Annotated in this window: 18 protein-coding genes; 17 read left to right on the top strand and 1 reads right to left on the bottom strand. The window is 34.0% G+C overall.

What is annotated here, in order from left to right:
* Positions 1-30 precede the first annotated feature (30 nt).
* From BJL90_RS19395 to BJL90_RS19335, 13 genes are all read left to right on the top strand, one after another.
* A complete protein-coding gene (locus BJL90_RS19395; RefSeq protein WP_070972072.1) occupies positions 31-657 on the top strand; it encodes a DUF488 domain-containing protein in 627 nt (208 codons plus the stop codon).
* A 163-nt stretch (positions 658-820) separates the two neighbouring features.
* On the top strand, positions 821-1,522 hold the full coding sequence (locus BJL90_RS19390) for a TVP38/TMEM64 family protein (RefSeq protein WP_070972070.1): 702 nt from the start codon (positions 821-823) through the stop codon (positions 1,520-1,522).
* 47 nt (positions 1,523-1,569) lie between these two features.
* On the top strand, positions 1,570-2,736 hold the full coding sequence (locus BJL90_RS19385; RefSeq protein ID WP_081562120.1) for a (Fe-S)-binding protein: 1,167 nt from the start codon (positions 1,570-1,572) through the stop codon (positions 2,734-2,736).
* Positions 2,737-2,749: 13 nt separating this feature from the next.
* On the top strand, positions 2,750-3,418 hold the full coding sequence (locus BJL90_RS19380; RefSeq protein WP_070972065.1) for a TVP38/TMEM64 family protein: 669 nt from the start codon (positions 2,750-2,752) through the stop codon (positions 3,416-3,418).
* A gap of 44 nt (positions 3,419-3,462) precedes the next feature.
* Positions 3,463-4,056, top strand: coding sequence for a CDP-alcohol phosphatidyltransferase family protein (locus tag BJL90_RS19375; RefSeq protein WP_070973428.1), 594 nt, complete (start codon positions 3,463-3,465; stop codon positions 4,054-4,056).
* A 52-nt stretch (positions 4,057-4,108) separates the two neighbouring features.
* Positions 4,109-5,338, top strand: coding sequence for an ABC transporter substrate-binding protein (locus BJL90_RS19370; RefSeq protein WP_070972062.1), 1,230 nt, complete (start codon positions 4,109-4,111; stop codon positions 5,336-5,338).
* A 2-nt stretch (positions 5,339-5,340) separates the two neighbouring features.
* On the top strand, positions 5,341-6,216 hold the full coding sequence (locus BJL90_RS19365) for an ABC transporter permease family protein (protein ID WP_070972059.1): 876 nt from the start codon (positions 5,341-5,343) through the stop codon (positions 6,214-6,216).
* Positions 6,213-7,001 carry an ABC transporter permease gene (locus BJL90_RS19360; protein WP_070972056.1) on the top strand — a complete coding sequence of 263 codons (789 nt, stop codon included), beginning with the start codon at positions 6,213-6,215 and terminating at the stop codon, positions 6,999-7,001. Before BJL90_RS19365 ends, BJL90_RS19360 begins: the two co-directional genes overlap by 4 nt.
* A 66-nt stretch (positions 7,002-7,067) precedes the next feature.
* The gene (locus tag BJL90_RS19355) at positions 7,068-8,087 is read left to right on the top strand and encodes an ABC transporter ATP-binding protein (RefSeq protein WP_070972053.1); all 1,020 of its coding nucleotides are present in this window, start codon (positions 7,068-7,070) and stop codon (positions 8,085-8,087) included.
* A gap of 164 nt (positions 8,088-8,251) precedes the next feature.
* A complete protein-coding gene (locus BJL90_RS19350; RefSeq protein WP_070972050.1) occupies positions 8,252-9,610 on the top strand; it encodes a sulfurtransferase in 1,359 nt (452 codons plus the stop codon).
* A gap of 45 nt (positions 9,611-9,655) precedes the next feature.
* Complete coding sequence (locus BJL90_RS22215) at positions 9,656-9,811, top strand: hypothetical protein (RefSeq protein WP_156778860.1); 156 nt, start codon at positions 9,656-9,658, stop codon at positions 9,809-9,811.
* 613 nt (positions 9,812-10,424) lie between these two features.
* On the top strand, positions 10,425-11,771 hold the full coding sequence (locus BJL90_RS19340) for a glycosyltransferase family 2 protein (RefSeq protein ID WP_070972044.1): 1,347 nt from the start codon (positions 10,425-10,427) through the stop codon (positions 11,769-11,771).
* A 12-nt stretch (positions 11,772-11,783) separates the two neighbouring features.
* The gene (locus BJL90_RS19335) at positions 11,784-12,464 is read left to right on the top strand and encodes a glycosyltransferase family 2 protein (protein WP_070972041.1); all 681 of its coding nucleotides are present in this window, start codon (positions 11,784-11,786) and stop codon (positions 12,462-12,464) included.
* Between the two features lie 156 nt (positions 12,465-12,620).
* On the opposite strand, the gene BJL90_RS19330 is transcribed toward BJL90_RS19335, so the two are convergent.
* The gene (locus tag BJL90_RS19330; RefSeq protein WP_070972038.1) at positions 12,621-13,976 is read right to left on the bottom strand and encodes a YjiH family protein; all 1,356 of its coding nucleotides are present in this window, start codon (positions 13,974-13,976) and stop codon (positions 12,621-12,623) included.
* Positions 13,977-14,568: 592 nt separating this feature from the next.
* Between BJL90_RS19330 and BJL90_RS19325 the strand changes: the two genes are divergently transcribed.
* The 4 genes from BJL90_RS19325 (at position 14,569) to BJL90_RS19310 (ending at position 20,626) form a co-directional block, all read left to right on the top strand.
* Entirely contained in the window at positions 14,569-16,764 is a 2,196-nt protein-coding gene (locus BJL90_RS19325; protein WP_070972034.1) for a family 10 glycosylhydrolase, read from the top strand.
* 459 nt (positions 16,765-17,223) lie between these two features.
* Positions 17,224-18,090, top strand: coding sequence for a methylenetetrahydrofolate reductase (locus BJL90_RS19320; protein WP_070972030.1), 867 nt, complete (start codon positions 17,224-17,226; stop codon positions 18,088-18,090).
* Positions 18,091-18,278: 188 nt separating this feature from the next.
* Entirely contained in the window at positions 18,279-19,463 is a 1,185-nt protein-coding gene (locus BJL90_RS19315; RefSeq protein WP_070972027.1) for an amidohydrolase, read from the top strand.
* A gap of 239 nt (positions 19,464-19,702) precedes the next feature.
* The gene (locus tag BJL90_RS19310) at positions 19,703-20,626 is read left to right on the top strand and encodes a PstS family phosphate ABC transporter substrate-binding protein (RefSeq protein WP_070972024.1); all 924 of its coding nucleotides are present in this window, start codon (positions 19,703-19,705) and stop codon (positions 20,624-20,626) included.
* Positions 20,627-20,633: the final 7 nt, after the last annotated feature.

Below are 20,633 nucleotides of genomic sequence, written 5' to 3'. Positions count from 1 at the left end.
AACAATAAATAGAAAAGGTGAGAGAAAACTATGGATATATTTACGGTAGGACATTCAAATTATTCGATAGATAGGTTACTAGATATGCTAAACTTCTATAAGATAAACTGTGTAGTAGATATTCGAGGGACTCCCTATTCTAAATATAACATTCAATACAATAAGGAGACGATTTCCCAGACACTAACCAGCAAAGGATATGTATATATTTATATGGGTAAAGAATTTGCAGCCCAAAGAGAAGATAAAAGCTTATATACAGAAGAAGGCTATGCGGATTTTGAAAAAGTAATAGGTGACAAGGATTTCTTAAAAGGGATAGAACGTTTAAAAGTTGGTTGTAGCAAAGGCTACAGAATCGCCTTAATGGGAGCAAAACAAGATCCAATAAGTTGTCATAGATGCATTTTGTTGGGGAGGGCATTGAGAGAACATGGGTTTACTGTAAACCACATATTAGATGACTATACATTAGCCTCTCAAGAAGAAATGGAAGAAAGACTTTTGAAAAAATACTATGGTAATGGAAAACAGATAACTTTCGATAGCTATATGGAAATGGACCTCTCAGAAGAAGACTTGATTAGAGAATGTTATAAAAAAGGAAATAAGGAAATTGGGTATAGAGTTGAGAGAATAAAAATCAGTTTTTTGTAATGCTATTCATAATTGTTGTATTTTTTGGACTGATTAGTTAATTTATATTATCTATAATGATTAAAGCAACTATAGATAAATACAATTTTTTTAAGTTTATTATATATGTTAATATATAATGTGCAATAAATTTCTTCATCATGGAAGAAAGGCTGATAATTTTATGAAGAATATAAAAAAATCTACATGGGTAAAAGTAGGTATAATCTTGCTACTGGTATGTATGTATCTATTTATCCCTCCCGTGAATAGGACGATTAGAAGAGTGATATTCATCTTTAGTACGATGGATGTAGAAGCAATAAAGAGATATATTCTTTCCTTTGGAATTTGGGCTCCTATTATATCGTTTCTTTTAATGATATTTCAATCTGTTGTTGCACCTCTTCCAGCTTTTTTAATAACCTTTGCCAATGCAGCCATATTTGGCTGGGTAAAGGGAGCTATGCTCTCCTGGTTCAGTGCCATGGCTGGGGCTACCATTTGTTTTTTTATAGCTAGATTCTATGGAAGAACAACAGTAGAGAAGCTTACCAGTAAATTTGCACTAAATAATATTGATATTTTTTTTGACAAGTACGGAAAGCATGCAGTACTTATAGCAAGGCTGTTGCCCTTTATATCCTTTGATATTGTAAGTTATGTATCCGGCTTAACATCAATGAGCTTTTGGTCTTTTTTCTTGGCAACGGGATTAGGACAATTACCTGCCACTATAGTTTATTCCTATGTAGGGGGTATGCTAGTAGGGGGAACTAAAATGTTTGTATTTGGTCTATTGATTTTGTTCTCACTAAGTATCATGATTTTCTTATTTAAACAAATATGGACTGAGAGAGAGAAAAAACAGAAAAAATCAAGGTAGTAGAAAATAAACCTAGGGACTGCTGTCAGAATGGTAGAATCCTTTTTATGCAGTTTAAAGGAGTAATACAAATGAATGTGAAATTTGATAAGGAAACAAAAAAAGCACTAAAGGCAGAAAAGGATAAGTGTACGGGCTGTAGAATTTGCATGAAAAATTGTCCAATGCTGGAACAATACTGTATTTCACCAAAGCAGTTACTATCAAAAATCGATGAAGATAGCATGGTAGATCCTATTATACCCTTCTCTTGTGCATCATGTGGATACTGTACACAGGTATGTCCTGAGGAGGTAAATTTAAATAAAGTTTTTTTAAAACTAAGAATGAGTATTGTTGAAATGAATGATGGTATACCTCAGTCTATAAATAATAAAGCAGTGAAATTTCATCAAAAGAGCAGTTTTTCCAAACTATTTACTACTAAAATTATGGGATTACAGGATAATCAAGCAAGAAGAGTTTTTTTTCCTGGATGTAGTTTAACCGCCTATAGCCCAAAGCTAGTAATGAGAACCTATAATTACCTAAGAAAAAAAGTGCCTAATGTTGGAATTATGGTGAATTGTTGTGGAAAGCCTACCTATTCTATGGGAGATATGAATACCTTCAAAAAATATTATTCTACTGTACAAAAAACATTTAATACCTCTTTTATAGAAGAGGTAATTGTAGCTTGCCAAAATTGCTATCATACGATTAGTGAAAATAGCCCAAATCAAAAAGTAATATCTCTATGGGAGATGATCGCTGAAGTTGGAATACCTGATGATAAAGTTGGAAAAGGATGTAGCATTGATGCAGTCTTTGCAATCCACGACCCCTGTCCAACAAGAAAAAACAGTGAAATTCACGATTCTGTTAGAAAGATTACACAAAAGCTGGATCTTAACATAAAAGAAATGGAATTTTCAAGGGAAAGCACCCTATGTTGCGGTTCAGGAGGTATGATAGGTGTAACCAATAAGGAACTTGCTTTAAAACAAATGAAAAAAAGAGTTAATCAAACTGATGAAGCGTATATATTAAGCTATTGTCAAGAATGTGTAGAATCAATGAAGCAGGGTGGCAAAAAGTCAGTGCATTTATTAGATTTTCTTTTTAATGATGATATGTATTTTACAAAGAAATTTTTTCAAAAAAACATCAATACTTATAAAAAATGGTCTAATAGGTATATTGCTAAAGTTAAAGTGGAGAAAATAAAGACGTGAGGACAATAAGACTATGGAAACTAGAAAAAATAAAAGGATGATACATGGATTAATAATTATAATAGTTTTAATAGCGATTTATTTCTTAAATAGGATTTTTTTATTTAAGGATTATACACCTCAGCAAATTAAAGAATATGTCTATTCTTTTGAAGTACTAGCACCAATAATATATATAATCTTGTTTACTTTTGTTCCTTTGACATTATTCCCGGATTCCATACTGGCTATAGCTGGAGGAATGTGTTTTGGATTACTTAAGGGATCGATCTATACAATGATAGGAGCTCTATGTGGTGGAACGCTGTCCTTTTGCATTTCAAGGTTTCTAGGAAAGTGTTTTATGAAAAAATTGGCGAATAAGGATTTGGGAGATCTGAGCAAAAGTATAGAGGTGAAAGGCTTCTGGATTGTTTTGCTCCTTAGACTAATTCCACTATTTCCCTATGATGTTATAAGTTATAGTGCAGGCTTGTCTAATGTGAAGTATAAAGACTTTTTATGGGCAACTTTTTTTGGTATAATACCAGGAGTACTGGTATTTACTAACATTGGTGATAAAGCAACAAATATTGCATCGGAGGAGTTTTATTTTTCCATAGGCTTATTGGTGTTTCTATTAATCGCATCAGTTATATTAAAGAAAAAGTTTCCTTTAAAGAAGATAGAAAAAACCATATAATGCTTCCAGCAAAAGAGAAGAAAACTTATCATAAGGAGCAAAAAATGATAGATAGTAAATGGCGCAGCAAATTTCAACCTTTATTTGACAAAATGGGCAAGAAATTAGTTACTCATAATATAACACCCCAAGCCATCACCTGGGGTGCTTTTGTATTAGGGGTAGTAGCAAGTATTGTTGTGATACAAGGATGGATGCTCTTAAGCATAGCGCTTCTTTGGCTATCGGGTCTATTAGATGTATTAGATGGTACAGTAGCAAGGTTAACAAGAAAATCTACAAAGGCTGGCGCCTATATGGATTTGATTCTAGATAGAATGGTGGAGGCTTTTTACATACTGGCCTTTGCATATAAATTTCCCGAAGGTAATTATGCTTATTTGCTTTTTTATATAGCAGTTATCTTTAACTTTACCACCTTTATCGTTGCAGCAACTTTATTTCAAAATAAGGGAGTAAAAAGTATTCACTATGACGTGGGCATTGCAGAAAGAACAGAAACCTTTATTATATTTACTTTAATGGGTCTGTTTAGTTACTATATTTTCCCAATTCTTATGATCTTCAATGTTATTATTTTCATTACTGGAATTATTCGCTTTAAAAGAGTTTTAAACCATTGTAAGTTATTTGATTAACAACAAAGAATGGCAATATGTTAACAAGCTAGCTAAAGGGGGAGAAGTAAAAATGAACCTACTTAAGAAGATAATATTTATGCTGACAATAGTGCTAATTTTATCAGGCTGCAGCAGTGAGGGAAATCAAACTGATAATCCAGAACTAACCACATGGGAAGACCTATTGAACTATGGGAAAAATAAAGAAGTGGCTATCCTCATGTGGGGTGGCAATGATAGTGTAAATAAATATATGGATGGATATGTTAGTAAAAGTGTTAAAGAAAAATATGGTATTACCTTAAAAAGGATACCCATGAATGCATCTGAATTTATGAATAAGCTGTTAAATGAAAAGAAGGCGGCATTAAACCCAGGCAGTGCAGATTTAGTATGGATTAATGCTGAAAACTTTAGGACAGCTAAAAATGGTGGTCTGCTTTGGGGACCCTTTACAGATTTATTGCCAAATTTAAATCAATATTATGATTTGCAGGCATCTGACTTAAATTATGACACGGGAATTCCTATCGAAGGATATGAAGCCATCTGGGGAAGGGCACAGCTTGTTTTTACCTATGACTCTAAATATGTTCAAGAACCACCTAAATCCTTTCAAGAGCTAATGGAATGGGTAAAGGAAAATCCAGGTAAGTTTACCTATCCTAAGCTTCCTGACGATTTTGTAGGAGCGGCATTTATAAGAACGGCTTATTATGAACTTGTTGGAAATAATGATGCTTTTCTCAAGGATATGAATCAAGAAAAATTCAAAGAGCTTTCGAAGCCGGTCATAGACTACTTTAAGGAGATGAATCCTTACCTTTGGAGGGAGGGGAGAGCATTTCCAGTATCTCAAGCTCAACAGGATGAATTATTCAAAAATGGTGAGATTTATATGACTATGGGCTTTGAAATTGGAAAAACTGCTGGTTTAGTTAAAGCGGGGGTTTATCCCGAAACAGTTCAGACCTACGTTTTTGATACAGGAACCATTGGAAACTCTCATTATTTAGCTGTACCCTTTAATAGTCCCAATAAGGCGGCAGCTCTTTTAGTAATAGATTTCCTTCAAAGTCCAGAAGCTCAAATAGAGAAGTTAAAGCCGGAGGTTTGGGGAGATATGCCTGCCTTTTCCACCAATAAACTGGAAACTATAATGTTAAGTGATTTGGAAACTGTAGAATCAGATCCTGCTTTTATTAGTATGGAGTTTCTAGCCAATAGAAGATTACCAGAAGTGCAGTCGAAATATATAGATTGGATAAAGGAGCTTTGGACTGAAGAGGTAGGAGGGTAGTAATGACCTTTAAAAAAATAATACCTTATTTACTTATACTACCAATCCTTCTTCTATATGGTGTTTTTATAGGAGGAGGGTTATTTAGTATTATAATTGAAAGTCTTGGACATGTGCCAATTCTTGGACTTCAGGGATTTAACATAAATAGCTATACTTCTGTTTTTTCACAAAAAAAGCTTATTGAAAGTCTTTTATATTCTACTTATATTTCACTAACGGCTTCGTTAATTACTTCAGTTTTAGGTGTAGCTATAGCATACTTCTTTGTAACTTGCCAGGGTGAGTATATTCAAAAACTGGTAAAAAAAACCCTGCAGCTAGGTTTGATCATTCCTTACCTATATGTTGTTTTTATTGCTATGCTGCTACTGAATCAAACTGGCTTTTATGCAAGGATATTATATAGCATGGGTATGATAACAGCACCCCATAGCTTTCCAGAGCTTATTTTTGATAGAAGGGCTATAGGCATCATATGGGTTTTTGTCTTTAAAGGTACGCCCTTCGTTGCACTCTTTGTTATAAATATTTTGTCTAGAATTAGTAACATCTATAAAGATGTAGGAAGAACATTGGGTTCTAGGAATATTACTTTATTGAGAAGGATCTATATACCCCTTTGCGCAAATACTATCGTCTGGACCGGATGTATCATCTTTGCCTATGCCTTGGGTTCTTTTGAAGTGAATTACTTGTTAAGCAGCATATCCCCTATACCTATTTCTGCAAGACTATATAGTATGTTTATAAACCCTGATCTTGCACTTATACCTCAGACTATGGCTTTAAATGTTATTTTGTTTTTTTTTGGTGGTTGTATGGTAGGTATATATGGGTTTGGCCTAAAACATTTTCTACGGAGGATAAGTCGATGAAGAAAATATTTCTTTTGTTAGCAGCTTTAACTATCATTATACCAATAGTGCTAATAATATTGTTTTCATTGTTTTCTTACTACAGATTTCCATTACTTCTTCCACAGCATTTTACAACTATGTTTTGGAAAACTGCTTTGTTTCACAATCCTTTATTTATATCAAGTATTTTGAATAGCTTAATTTTAGCAATATGCAACGGAATTTTATCAACTATTGTAGGCGTTATGACTGCAAGAGCACTGGTGAGACATGATTTTAAAGGGAAAAAACTTCTCAAAATTCTTTATGCAATTCCCCTTTTTATTCCTGCAATAGCACTATTTCTAGGGGTTCATACAGTTATGATTAGACTTAGATTGATGAATAGCTATAAAGGTATTATATTGGCGCATATGATAATTTCAGTACCCTATGCCATAAGCATATTCATAGCATTTTTTAAAGGAATTAATATTGAACTAGAGGATGCTGCGAAGGTGCTGGGATGTAAGCCATTATGTTTGTATAGCAAAATTATCATTCCCTTAATAGCTCCAGGGATATTTTTATCCTTTTCTATTGGTTTCTTAATCTCATTTACAGAATATTTTTCGACCTTTTTAATAGGGGGAGGAAGAGTGATTACTTTAGCCATTTTAATGTATCCATATATTAATAACTTTGATGTGGGTAATGGTGCTGTTTTAGCAGTAATTTTCATAGGAAGCAACTTGTTGATATTCTATGTAGCAGAGTATGTATCTAAGAAAAAGTTAAAGATTAATAGCTATTTATTTGAATAGACAACAGCATTATAAGAGGTAAATACTAAACAATATAGACTAATTTTTGGATAGGAAAGTGATAATATGAAGATCGTGATGGAAAACATTACAAAAACATATGGCTCAGAAAAAGTGCTGGATCATCTAAATTTACAAGTAGAGGAAGGTAAGTTTCTTTCCATTTTAGGTTATTCTGGGGCAGGGAAGTCCACAATATTGAAAATAATTTCTGGTTTAGTAGGCCAGGATAAAGGACGCGTATTCATAGACGGAATAGATATATCCAATTATCCAACTGAAAATAGAAATATAGGTTATATATTTCAGTCCCCCCTTTTATTTCCCCATATGACAGTGGAAGAAAACATCGCTTTTGGATTGCAGGTAAAAAAATGGGATTCAAAAAGAATTAGAAAAAGAACAACTGAACTTATAAAGCTTCTTCAGATTGAGGGCCTGGAGAAAAGGCTTCCTCCAATGATTTCAGGTGGACAACAGCAACGAGTTGCCATAGCCAGAGCGCTAGCACCGGAGCCCAGGATACTCCTTATGGATGAACCCTTTTCCAGCCTAGATTCAAAACTTAGAGAAGAAATGGGAGCGTTAATTAAAGAGATTCAAGAAAAGCTTAATTTAACAATTATATTTGTAACCCATGATAGAAATGAAAGTTTAGCCCTATCCCATGAAATAGGTATATTGTTAGATGGTAACATTGCTCAAATAGATACTCCTAAAAACATATACTATAAACCAAATAGTAATAAGGTGGCAAAATTTATGGGTCTATGTAACTTTATACCTGGAAGAATCCAAGGAAATATCTTTTATAGTAGATTAGGAGAATTTAAAGGGGTGGCTGAAGAAGATGGTAAGGCTAAACTGTTTTTAAGACCAGAGCAAATTAAAATATGCGAGGGAGATAACTTTAAAATTATGTCCTATAAAATAACTGGTAGAGAAATTATCTATAGGGCAAAAACAGGAGATTCATGTTTATTGGTAGAAGATTCTGCCCAAGAGGTTCTTTCAGTAGGCCAGACTATTGGATTAATATTTCCTAATAAAAATCTACATTTTATACATAAAAGAAGTATGATATGATTTGAAAATTTGCTATTGTATAAGTGATAAGTAAAACTTAATAAAGATATTAGATTAATAAATTTAATAATCATTTCACAGCATATTGAAGATTTCTATTGGACTTGTATAAGACCCATAGCTATAATTATATAAGCTGTATAACATATCAAGGAGGCCTAAACATGAAAAGCAAAAATTTAGCATTTATTTTAATTTTACTCTTTAGTTTACTTATTCTTACTGCCTGTGGCAAAAACACAAGTACAGAACCTGAAATAGCGCAAGAAATTGAAGGGGAAAGCCAAGAAATTAAAAGGATTAGTACCGAAGAATTGAAAACAAATCTTTTAAAGGAAGATTGGATAATAGTAGATACAAGAATTAATGATGCCTTTAATGGATGGAAGTTAGATGGGGTAAAAAGAGGTGGACATATTCAAGGTGCAACTGATTTTGCTGCTAACTGGTTAAAGGTGGAGGATAAAGATAGAGAAACAAAGCTCGAAAAAGTCTTAGCTGAGAAAGGTATTATAGCAGAGAAAAATATTGTTTTATATGATGCTAATGGAAAGGATGCACAAACGGTAGCAGATTATCTAGCTAAAAAAGGCTTTGAAAATCTTTATATTTATGATGTAAAGGAGTGGGCAGCCGACGATAGTTTACCCATGGAAAGCTATGAAAACTATCATATGCTTGTACCAGCATCATGGGTTAATGATTTGATAAAAAATAACAATAACGGGGCACCCTATAAAATATTTGAAGTTAGCTGGGGAGAAGTGTCTGAAGAGTATAATAGCGGACATATTCCAGGATCAGTTCATATTAACACTGATGAAGTGGAGGAAGGGCCTGTTTGGAATCGTAAATCTGTAGAAGAGCTAGAAAAGTTTGCCCTTAACAACGGGATCACATCAGATACAACTGTTATTCTTTATGGGGGAGACTCTATGGCAGCATTTAGAGTAGCAGTTATTCTAAAGTACATGGGGGTAGAAGATATTAGCGTTATAAATGGTGGTTACAATGCTTGGGTAGACGCAGGCTACGAAGTTGAAATAAAATCCAATGAAAAATCACCTGTTACTTCCTTCGGGGTTAAAGCACCAGTTAACGCAAACTATATTGTGGACTTACCTGATGCTAAAGAAATTTTATTAGATAAAGAAAATAGTGTTCTAGTTGATATTAGAAGTTGGGATGAACATATCGGTGAAACTTCAGGCTATTCTTATATTTCAGGCAAAGGTCGTCCTGCAGGCAGCCTTTGGGGACGTGATATGGAGGCGTATAGAAATATTGATGGCACAATGAGAAGTGCAACAGAGATCTTAAAAATGTGGCAGGAGTGGAATATTAGTCCAGAACAAAAACTATCCTTCTTCTGTGGTACTGGATGGAGAGCTGCTGAAGTATTATTCTATGCAGATGTTATGGGGTTACAGAATATTTCATTGTATGATGGTGGTTGGAATGAGTGGAGTGCTGATGCTGACACTGAAAATTCAATCGAAATAGGAGAACCAAGTAAAAAATAATTATTTTACTAGAAAGAGATAATTCCTTTGTATTGTCTCTTTCTAATGAATAACCAGGAGAATGAAAATGGTGAAAAACAAGAAATGGAGGATTATAGTCCACCTATTAACATTTACTCAAATCATTTTGGTTGGGGTGGTATTAATCGTGGAGAAGCTATCAAAAAAAAAGATGGGTGTTGTGAGATATCTAGTCTTTAAAAACCATGTTTTTGAAGCTACGTGGTTTACGCCTTCACTTATGAATTTCTATAAAATACTACTAGCAATATGTTTTTTTGCTTATTTAATATGTCTAATTAGAAGTTTAAGAAACACGAATAAACGGTTTTTGTTTTGTCAATTTATCGCAATACTCTTAAATGCTATTATTCTATTAAGCTTTTTTACTAATTTGGTAGTAGCAATGAAGGTATACTACTATTTTATAATAGTATTAGTAATATGTCTGATACTTCAATATTGCAAAATATTAATACACTTGTATGTGCTAAGGCGTCATAGTTATTTAGCTTAGTAAACTACTAATTAAAATAGTAAGTTTGTTGTAGGGATAAGAAATTGATAAATAATCTTTTAATGGTTATTGTATACTTAAGCGTAGATAAAAGCAGGTCAGGATAAAAATTAAGGCAACGGCTTGCGTGGTTGAGAAACCTCCAAATATCTGACGAGATAAATTTGGAGGTGATTTTTTATGCCCAAAAAGCGATACAATAGAAAAGTTTGAAAATATGGAACTAAATAAATTGTACTTTATATAATGTACTGCGTAAGCAATAAACAGGCATTAGAAAGGGGGAAGTAGATTAACATGGGAAAAGAATATACATCTACAATCGATAATAAAAAGGAGAATAAGATTTCCTCAGTGGATAGTGGATATGAGAAAATCTTTAATAATGCTTGGAATACAAATAACACAAACATAGAAGTAAGCATTATTATACCTTCTCATAATCGATATCCTTTAAATTTATTTTCTCTTTATTCTTTGGAGAAACAGGCTTATGATACTACTAAAATGGAAGTGATCTTCTTAGATGATGCATCGACGGATGAAAGCTATTTAATAGTAGAAAAATACAAACCATCATTCCCATTTTGCTATATATACTGCAAGAAGAATTTAGGTAGAGCAAAGATAAGAAATAAAGGAATAGAAATGGCTAGAGGGAAAATAATTATTTTCTTAGATGCAGAAATGATTGTTGAAGAAGATTTTGTAATGAATCATGACAAACATCATGAAGGAAATGATAAGCTTGTAGTAACAGGTGCATTTCATTCGAAAAATGTTTATACTTGTTTTTTTCCTAAATTTGATGCGATGCAAGCAGCTACTTTAAGAAAACTAGCCAAAGTAGACGAAGAGTTATATATAAAATGCAACTACTATAGAAAAATCACGAAGAATAAATCTTTACAGGAAAGTAGTCCTTTTATACTCTTTAACAAAACAGAGATACAAGAGAAAAGATATAAGTTATTGGTGGCGAAAAACTATGACTTTGCCAATGAGGTATTGGCAATCTATGGAGATCAGCTTAAAGGTTTTTATTTTCCTTGGATGGCATTTTTGACTGGTAATGTTTCAGTAAAAAAAGAATTTATTGAAGCAGTCGGAGGTTTTGACAATGAATTTATTGGATATGGCTATGAAGATTGGGAATTGGGTTATAGATTGTATAAAAATGGAGCTAAATTTATAACAAATAAGTCAGTTACTACGTATCATCAAGAACATCCAATTTCAAGAGATAAGTGGAATGAAGCTGTTGTAAATTATTATTTATTCGTCAAAAAACATCCTGATGTAGATGTACTGGTACTAGGTTTAGAATTGGCACGAATCATGGATTTACAATCGATGAACAGCGTACTATTAGAATACAAGTATTTAGAAGAAAAATATCCTAATGAATTTGAAAACTTCAAAAAAGGATTTCTTAAGATATTAGAAACTGTAGCTATCTTATTAAGATATGACATAAGACATAAATTCTTATTTGAAGCTTCAGGTATAAATAAACATGAGAAAGCGGGAATTTTCTCAGATATTCAGTCTATGAAGAAGATAGATAAGTTTAGACAGTTAACTGAACTATTTGAGCATCAATTATCACAAGAACGAAATAATATTTTCAAAAACATTGGTTAAGGAGGTGTTGGTTTGGTTTCAGTTGTAACCTGTACAATTAGAGATTATTTTATTGACAACGTCTTTGAAAATTATAATAGGCAGAGATACAATAAAAAAGAATTAATTGTGGTGCTAAATAAAGATGATATGAATATTGATTTATGGTATGAAAGAGCCGAAAACTATAACAATGTGTCGATATATCAGATAGAAGAGGGAGCTACGTTGGGAGATTGTTTGAATTTTGCTACTGAAAAATCCAAGTATGACTATATTGCTAAGTTTGATGATGATGATTTTTACGGCCCCAATTATTTAAAGGATGCCATGAAGAGATTTGATAGAGAAAAAGATATTGCTATTGTCGGCAAAAATGCTTATTTTGTTTATTTAGAGGATGAAAAAAAGTTAGTATATATGGATTTCATTGAAGATGATTATGCAGACAAGGTTGCTGGAGCTACTTTGGTATTTAAAAAGGAGGTATGGGAACAGGTGAAATTTCAGAAAGAAAATAGAGGGGAGGACTACTTTTTTATTAAAGGTTGCTTGGAATTAGGTTATAAAGTTTATTCAGGGTCTCGGTATAACTTCGCTGTTATCAGAAGAAACGAAAAGCATCATACTTGGCAAGAATCTAATGATTATTTTATAAGAGAAGGCACACCTATAACATACGCAAAGGATTTTAAAACTGTTGTATTGAAATAATTATGCTATAAAATAAACGTACTATATCCTCTTAAAAGACAAGATATAGCACGTTTTTGCTTTTATATTTTATTAAGATTTTTAAAACTTGGCAGTAAACAATACAAAGATATTTCTGATGTTATTGGAATCAATGGCATAAATACTATGGGTAAATTAAAATAGAATATGGGCTACTAACACAATAATTGGCAGCGTAATTAGCGTACGCTCAATAAAGATAATCACTAATTCCTTAAAGCTTACAGGGATTTTAGAACCTAATAAAAGTCCACCTACCTCAGACATATAGATTAATTGTGTCACTGAGACACATGCAATAACAAATCGAGTTAATTCACTTTCGATTCTACTGCCAATAACTGAAGGAAGAAACATATCTGCAAATCCTACCACCAACGTCTGAGAAGCAAAACTGGCTTCAGGAACCTGTAATAGCTTTAAAAGTGGGACAAAAGGTATTCCCAACCATTGAAAAATAGAAGTGAACTCAGCAATAATTAAAGCTAGCGTTCCCATAGCCATAACAATAGGGGTAACACCCAACCACATATCTAGTACATTTTCAATACCACTTTTAAAGAATTGTGAAGAAGATGTATTTTTACTAGCCCTTACCATAGCTTGTTCTAAGCCCCATTGAAGGGGGGTATAGTTACTAGGAATTTCTTCAACATGATTACAACCACTAACCTCAAAGTAACTATTGGCTTTATTAGATAAAGGTGGAATCCTAGGAACAATGATAGCAGCTACAATTCCAGCAAGTGTTACTGTTAGATAAAATGGCACAAAAAGATGTCCAAGATTAACTTGGGATATTACAACAAGGCTGAAGGTGATGGAAACAGCAGAAAAGGTAGTCCCTATCACAGCAGCTTCTCGTTTTGTATAATAGCCTTCTTCATATTGCTTACTTGTTAGAAGGACGCCTATGGTGCCATCACCTAACCAAGAAGCAATACAATCAATTGAGGAACGTCCCGGCAATGTAAAGATAGGACGCATAACCTTACTTAATAAGGTACCTACAAACTCCAGCAAGCCAAAATCCAATAATAATGGTAAAAACATACCTGCAAATAAAAATACAGAGAATAGGATGGGTAGCAAATCATATAGTAGCAATCCACCTGTATCTTCAGACCATATCCACTCAGGGCCCAGCTGAAAAAGAGAAGCAATGGTAAAAACTAACCCTAGAATTCTCAATCCAATCCATAAAGGTGAAACACTAAATAGATTTTTAGTGAAGGTTTGGGTATTGATAAATGCCGGTTTCCAAATCATATTGATCACAGTACCAATGACACAAATACTCATAAGCCCTGTGATTATAGCTGGAATAAGGTTTGCTAAGGCATCAAGCAATAAGTTTGATAAAATCGCAATTGGGATAGTAATTTCTCCCTGATAAAAGATGGGTGTCATGAATAATAATATTCCCACGAAGGATGGAACTAAAAAAAGAAATAAAGATCTGCTACTGTCACGACGATTAGTTGATATCATATTTAAGCTCCTTTTGTGATTATATTTATGCAACAGAATATATATTAACACAGGTTGAATAAACATACAATAGTTATTTAGGATATACATTTAAAATAATTGAAACGTTTTCGCAAGACAGACTATTTTAAAATAGAAATCAAGGCGTTAAGACGTATATAATGTAGAAAAGTATCACTAAGCTCACGTTAATATATGTCAGAGCAAAATGTCTGTTAAGTTTGATGAAACAGTCGTCTGATTGCTTTATTGCTATAAATATGGCATCGCTTCAGCGGTAAGTAAAGAAAATTACCTGCTTAGTATCTATAATTTGTGATATTGTAAATATTTTTCTTATGTGCCAATTTTTTGAGTATTTGGCAGCTATAAAGCCTACAAATTAACTTAAAGCTTTGATATAATTGCATTAACCAGATGAACCAAGAATTTTGTATCACTAGGCAGGGTGATTACAATGAAAAATTGCTTCCTAATTTTTATGTATCACTAAAACAAACTTTATATTATTTAGTTTTGTTAATGAAAACCTGAAGAAGAAGAGGTTTTACTGGTGCAATCTGGAAAGTTCTACATATAAAGGGGGATTTAAATGTTTTCTAAAGTTAACTTGAGAAAGTTTATCAGTGTTTGTATTGCAATGCTGCTGATATTGGCTGCTTTGCCTATTCAGAGCTTTGCAGCATCAAACCCGTGGGATCAATACACACAGTACATACCAAGTGAAACACCTGTTACAAAAAGGCATCTTAGAGGTGCTTGGATTTCTACGGTTATCAATTTGGACTGGCCATCTGTAGAAGCTAGAAGCATAGAAAATGATAAAGAACGGATACAAAAAATGAAGCAAGAACTTATTGGCATTCTAGACAAAACAGTTGAAATGAACATGAATGCTGTCTTTTTTCAAGTAAGTCCTGAAGGAGATGCTTTTTATAAATCGGAGATTGTAAACTGGTCCCGTTACCTTACAGGAACTTTTGGCAAGGACCCAGGCTTTGATCCATTGGCTTTTGCTATAGAAGAAGCACATAAACGTAACCTTGAACTTCATGCATGGTTTAACCCTTATAGGATATCGATGAATACCAATGATGCTACAATTCAGTCCCTGAATATAAACAAAAGTGTTTTCAAAGAGCATCCCGATTGGATAAGGACTGCCATGTCTAGGTTTGTCATAGACCCAGGAATTCCTGACGCGAGGGAATGGGTAGCAAAAAGAGTGATGGAAGTAGTGAAGAATTATGATGTAGATGGCATACATTTTGATGATTACTTTTACTATGAAAGTTATATGGGAGAGTTAGGAGATCAAGATACCTTTATGAAATATAATGAAGGTCAATTTTCTACTATAGGCGATTGGCGAAGAAATAATACCTATTTGCTAGTGAAGGAGCTTTCAAATCAAATAAGAACAACAAAGCCTTGGGTAAAGTTTGGTGTCAGTCCTGCTGCTGTTTGGGGGAATAAAAAAGATGGACACCCCAGTGGTTCCAATACAAGTGCTGGGATACCTAATTATGATAGAAGTTTTGCAGATACGAAGAAATGGGTAGAAGAGGAAATTATAGACTATATCGCACCTCAGATTTATTTTACCTTTGCAAATCCTAGCGCACCCTACGGTGAAGTTGCTAGTTGGTGGTCAGAAGTTATAAGAGGGAGAAATGTACATTTTTATGTAGGACAGGCACTTTATAAGATAAATGATAATGCTGACCAATATTTTCAGGGAAATAATGCTGTAGAAGAGTTTATTCGACAGTTGAAATTTAATGTTGTGAAGCCAGAAATTATGGGGAGCATTATGTTTAGGTTTCGAAACTTTAGTGACGACAATAAACAAAATGTTGTAAATAGGATGAAGGAGGATTTGTGGTTAACAAAGACACTAGTTCCTGTGATGCCGTGGAAGGGAGGACAAGCTCCCCAAAAACCTACACAGGGAAGGATAGAAGTTTTCTCTGAAGGTACCAAGCTGTCATGGGTGAATAAGGATGCAAAAACAGCATATTATGCCATCTATCGAATAAATAAAGATAGCAAGATCGATATCCATTCTGATGAAAGTGCTGTAAAGCTTATAGGGACAGTGCGGAAAAGTGATAAAGCTATCCAGGAATTTATAGACAAGGAAGTGACGAATCCTGACAAAGTAGCCTATGCAGTTACTGCTCTTGATAGGCTTCATAATGAAAGCAGGGAACTGATTATTAGTAAAAATCAGTCTACTTATTTTACAGACGTTCATGATCAATATGCATGGGCCATAAAGGCCATTGACAATCTTTATGAAAGAGGTATTGTAAAGGGTATAGGAGACGGAAAATTTGCTCCACAAAATAACGTGACCCGTGCTGACTTTTTAATTATGGTGATGAAATCCTACGACGTAGCGCTGGACCCTCATATAACTGACAACTTCGCTGATGCAGATAACAAGTACTATACAGAGTATCTTGGGACAGCAAAAAGGCTGGGATTAGTGTCAGGCGTGGGTAATGATCTTTATCTACCTGAAGCTGCAATAACACGTCAAGATATGCTTGTAATCCTCTATCGTGTGCTGGACAAACTAGGGCAGCTACCAGCGACAGGAAGTGCTAATAAATCTCTTGAGGAATTTAATGATACAGGTGATATTGCCGACTATGCAATAAAGGCGATGAAGCTGTTTGTAGAAGCTGGCATTGTTCAAGGAGATGGTACCAATCTTATGCCTAGGACGACAACTACACGGGCAGAGACGGCACAGGTACTATATAATCTGTTTTCAAAATAAAATTTATTCTTTTATCACCGTATTGAGTCGATGGGCTTGATACGGCTTTTTTTACACACCTTCAGGAAAACTGAATCAGACTAGTTGATAAAAGTTCACCAAGAAACAATTAACAAGAAATCTGTTGGCTAACTTCAGTGCTCAGTAAGGATGCTGGGGGATAAATAAAAGAATAAAATATCTGAATAAACCGAAAATATTTTTAATTCGTGATCATTGTCATAGTGAATTATTACTAAAAGATATATACTATACTAAATAAAAACAAGATATAAAGCAATAGAAATTTTGGGAAATTATGGATTGATAGAGGGGGGATGAATCTATTAGACGGTGTCATCCTAAGGATAGGGCAGCGTCTTGTTGCACCTAAGCTAGGTTGTAAAAAATTTTTAAATGGTAAGGATGAATGAAGTTCATGCTAAGGAGTAGTATATAAAATGATATAGAGGTGATGTAATGAAAATTAAAGAGTATTTTAAAGAAAAGGAATTAGTAAAATCATTTGAAATTTTTCCCCATAATAACAAGTTGCCTTTTAAGTCTATTATTAAAGTAGTAGAAGAATTGGTGCAATACAACCCAGCTTTTATTAGTGTAACATGTGGTGCTTCAGGTTTTGAACAAACTACACAAACCTTAGATGTAGCTTCTTTGGTAAAGAACCAGTTTAATACAGAAGTAATGGTGCATCTTACAAGTATAGCAGCTTCCGAAGAGAAGATTTTAAATACACTTGATACGATGAAGGCCAACGATATTGAAAATGTTCTTGCTTTAAGGGGTGATACGCCTAAGGATTTTGAGAAAGAAATAGAACGAGATTTCTACTACGGAGCTGACTTGGTTAATTTTATTGTAAAAAATAGAAAAAATGAATTTTCTATTGCTGCTGCTTGTTATCCTGAAGGGCATTTTGAAACCGTAAGTGAAGAACAAGATATAGAACATCTCAAAGATAAGGTCGAAAAAGGTGTTGATTTCTTAGTAACGCAACTATTCTTTGATAATAACAACTATTTCAATTTTCATCAAAAGATAAAGGATAAAGGAATACATATCCCCATCTCCATAGGATTGATGCCAGCTATCAATACCAAGCTTATTAGAAAAATTGTAGGCATGTGCGGAGCTAAGATACCACAAGATCTAGAAAAACTCCTAGCCAAGTATGAAAATGATGAAGATTCTATGTTTGAGGCGGGAATCGATTATGCATGTAAACAAATCGAAGGCTTGGTGACATATGGCATTGAGGGACTTCATATCTATTCTTTGGATAGACCCGAAGTAGTAAAAGCTATATATAAAAATATGAATTGGTAACCATATGCTTCATTAGGAATACGTGATAAAAAAAGCCGCATAAAATGCGGTTTTTTTATGGAGCAAAAACTCTATTAAATTCTAAGGGATGAAATAGGAAGCAGTATCCTATAGTTTGTACAATAAACATGAAAATTTAGATTTGACTTCCTCCTGTATGGAGGAATTTTTTATGCACATAATAAGGAATGGTAACTAATTATGTTGAGGTGATCACTTTGCAATTTATTTTGATAAAAAATGCTTTGTTAATAAATACGGAAGACAAAGGCGTCACAAAGAAAAACATACTCATTAGCCAAGGAAAGATAAAAAAAGTATCTGAAGAAATAGATTATGATGTCAGCAGTACAGATGTAATTGATGTGCAGGAAAAATATGTTCTACCAGGTTTAATTGATTGTCATACTCATGTAGGTATCATTGAAGAAGCAACAGGGAAGATCGGTGTCGATAATAATGAAACTTCTGACCCCGTGACCCCCCATATGAGAGGTATAGATGCGATCCATCCTTTTGATCTCGCCTTTCAGGATGCGATAAAATCAGGCATTACCACTGTGATGACGGGTCCTGGCAGTAACAATGCTGTAGGAGGGTTGAGTACGGCTATTAAAACTTATGGAAAGATTATTGATGAAATGATCATCAGAAATCCAGTAGGATTAAAAATTGCTTTAGGTGAAAACCCAATGAGTACCTATGGGAAAATGAATAAAGCTCCTGTTACTCGGATGGCTACTGCTGCTTTAATTAGAGAACTATTTATGCGGACACAGGATTATATGGTACAGAAGGAAAACAATAAGCTTAAAGAACGAAATATTCAACTAGAGTCAGTGATGCCTTTATTAAAAGGAGAGATTTCCCTCAGGGCACATGCCCACAGAGCAGATGATATTGTGACAGCTTGCCGAATTGCAGAGGAGTTTGGTATTAGCAAACTGGTAATTGAACACGGTACGGAGGCTAACTTGGTGAAGGAATATCTAAAAGAAAGAAAGGTTCCTGTAGCTTTTGGTCCTATGTTGACACCGAGACTGAAGATTGAACTAAAGAAAAGAGATTATACCTGCGCACTGGATTTAATTGAAGCAGGCGTCAAGGTAGCGCTGATAACAGATCATCCTTATAATCTCATAGACCAGTTGAGGATTGTTGCAGCATTAGCTATCTCTGAAGGATTAAGTGAGGCAGATGCTATGAAATGTATTACAGCTTATCCTGCTGAAATATTGGAATGCCACCAAAGAATAGGAAAGATGGAGGAAGGGTATGATGCTGATTTAGTGGTTTTTGATGGAAGGCCTTTTGATATCAATACAAAAGTTTTCTTAACTATGATTGATGGGAAAATCGTTTATAGTCGCTAATTCTATGTACTTTTAGGAGATTTTTACTTAAGTATTTTAATCTTTAGGCAGACAGCTTCTTTGTCTATTATGTATTTTGTTGTTATCAATTGAATGTTTAGTTTTTGTAAGCCGCACAGTATGCGGCTTTTGCCATTTTTTTGTTCAAACAAACTGCCTATTGAAATATAGAACTTTTACATGATAAAATTAGTAAAAAAAGTAAAAAATATTATAATATGGAAAAGGAGCGATCTTATTTGAAAAGAAAAGCTAAGTTATTTGTACTATTATTGATAGGGATGCTCGTATTATCTGCCTGTAGTTTTACACAGCCTGTTGAAGATTCCACTGGAAAAACAGGTTCTTTAAGTAATTCTGATAAAATTAGCTTCTCACGGGAAATTTTTCCTCGAATCGATGGTTCAACGGCTACCATACCCTTGTCAGAAGGAATTGTAATGCGTCTGCTTAAAACGACGGAAGAAGAAACAAAAAGTTTTATAGTTCATAATAAAACCCATTCTGCTTATGTAAATTTAATAGAAGGCAATGTAGATATTATTTTTGTTACTGAACCTTCCAGTGAAGAGCTTCAACTGGCGGAGGACAAAGGAATTGAGCTTGAAGTTGTCCCTGTAGTAAAGGATGCCTTTGTATTCTTGGTTAATACACAAAATCCTGTAAATTCCCTTAAACTGCAGGAAATCAAAGAAATTTATCAAGGCAAGATAACCAATTGGAAAGAGGTCGGGGGAGAGGATATAGAGATCATACCTTACCAACGCCCCAAAAATTCCGGTAGTCAGACCATTATGGAAAATGTAGTAATGAAGGATTTAGAGATAATGGATGCTCCCACAGAGTTTAAGCCAGAAGACATGGGGGAACTGATTGAAAGGGTGGCAGGCTATGACAATTCTGAAAAAGCACTAGGTTATTCAGTATATTACTACGCTAGTACAATGTACACCAAAGATACTATAAAGCTAATTGGAGTAGATGGGGTAAAACCCGATAAGGAAACCATAAAAAACAATAGTTATCCCCTTAGCAGTGCCTATTATGCAGTTTTAAGAAAAGATGAAACATCGGATTCTTCTGCAAGGCTTCTCCTTGAATGGCTTTTAAGCGATGAAGGACAAGAAGTAGCGCAAGAAAGCGGATATATTCCAGTGAAATAAGGTGGCT

Origin of the sequence: Clostridium formicaceticum (assembly GCF_001854185.1) — a bacterium.
GTDB classification, from domain to species: Bacteria; Bacillota; Clostridia; order Peptostreptococcales; family Natronincolaceae; genus Andreesenella; species Andreesenella formicacetica.
This window is presented reverse-complemented; position numbering and strand designations above follow the sequence as displayed.

Bases quoted from the DNA above. Each gene is read 5' to 3' on its own strand.
- BJL90_RS19395 (WP_070972072.1), top strand. From the start codon at position 31: ATGGATATATTTACGGTAGGACATTCAAATTATTCGATAGATAGGTTA.
- BJL90_RS19390 (WP_070972070.1), top strand. From the start codon at position 821: ATGAAGAATATAAAAAAATCTACATGGGTAAAAGTAGGTATAATCTTG.
- BJL90_RS19385 (WP_081562120.1), top strand. From the start codon at position 1,570: ATGCAGTTTAAAGGAGTAATACAAATGAATGTGAAATTTGATAAGGAA.
- BJL90_RS19380 (WP_070972065.1), top strand. From the start codon at position 2,750: ATGGAAACTAGAAAAAATAAAAGGATGATACATGGATTAATAATTATA.
- BJL90_RS19375 (WP_070973428.1), top strand. From the start codon at position 3,463: ATGATAGATAGTAAATGGCGCAGCAAATTTCAACCTTTATTTGACAAA.
- BJL90_RS19370 (WP_070972062.1), top strand. From the start codon at position 4,109: ATGAACCTACTTAAGAAGATAATATTTATGCTGACAATAGTGCTAATT.
- BJL90_RS19365 (WP_070972059.1), top strand. From the start codon at position 5,341: ATGACCTTTAAAAAAATAATACCTTATTTACTTATACTACCAATCCTT.
- BJL90_RS19360 (WP_070972056.1), top strand. From the start codon at position 6,213: ATGAAGAAAATATTTCTTTTGTTAGCAGCTTTAACTATCATTATACCA.
- BJL90_RS19355 (WP_070972053.1), top strand. From the start codon at position 7,068: ATGAAGATCGTGATGGAAAACATTACAAAAACATATGGCTCAGAAAAA.
- BJL90_RS19350 (WP_070972050.1), top strand. From the start codon at position 8,252: ATGAAAAGCAAAAATTTAGCATTTATTTTAATTTTACTCTTTAGTTTA.
- BJL90_RS22215 (WP_156778860.1), top strand. From the start codon at position 9,656: ATGAATAACCAGGAGAATGAAAATGGTGAAAAACAAGAAATGGAGGAT.
- BJL90_RS19340 (WP_070972044.1), top strand. From the start codon at position 10,425: ATGGGAAAAGAATATACATCTACAATCGATAATAAAAAGGAGAATAAG.
- BJL90_RS19330 (WP_070972038.1), bottom strand. From the start codon at position 13,976: ATGATATCAACTAATCGTCGTGACAGTAGCAGATCTTTATTTCTTTTT.
- BJL90_RS19325 (WP_070972034.1), top strand. From the start codon at position 14,569: ATGTTTTCTAAAGTTAACTTGAGAAAGTTTATCAGTGTTTGTATTGCA.
- BJL90_RS19320 (WP_070972030.1), top strand. From the start codon at position 17,224: ATGAAAATTAAAGAGTATTTTAAAGAAAAGGAATTAGTAAAATCATTT.
- BJL90_RS19315 (WP_070972027.1), top strand. From the start codon at position 18,279: ATGGTAACTAATTATGTTGAGGTGATCACTTTGCAATTTATTTTGATA.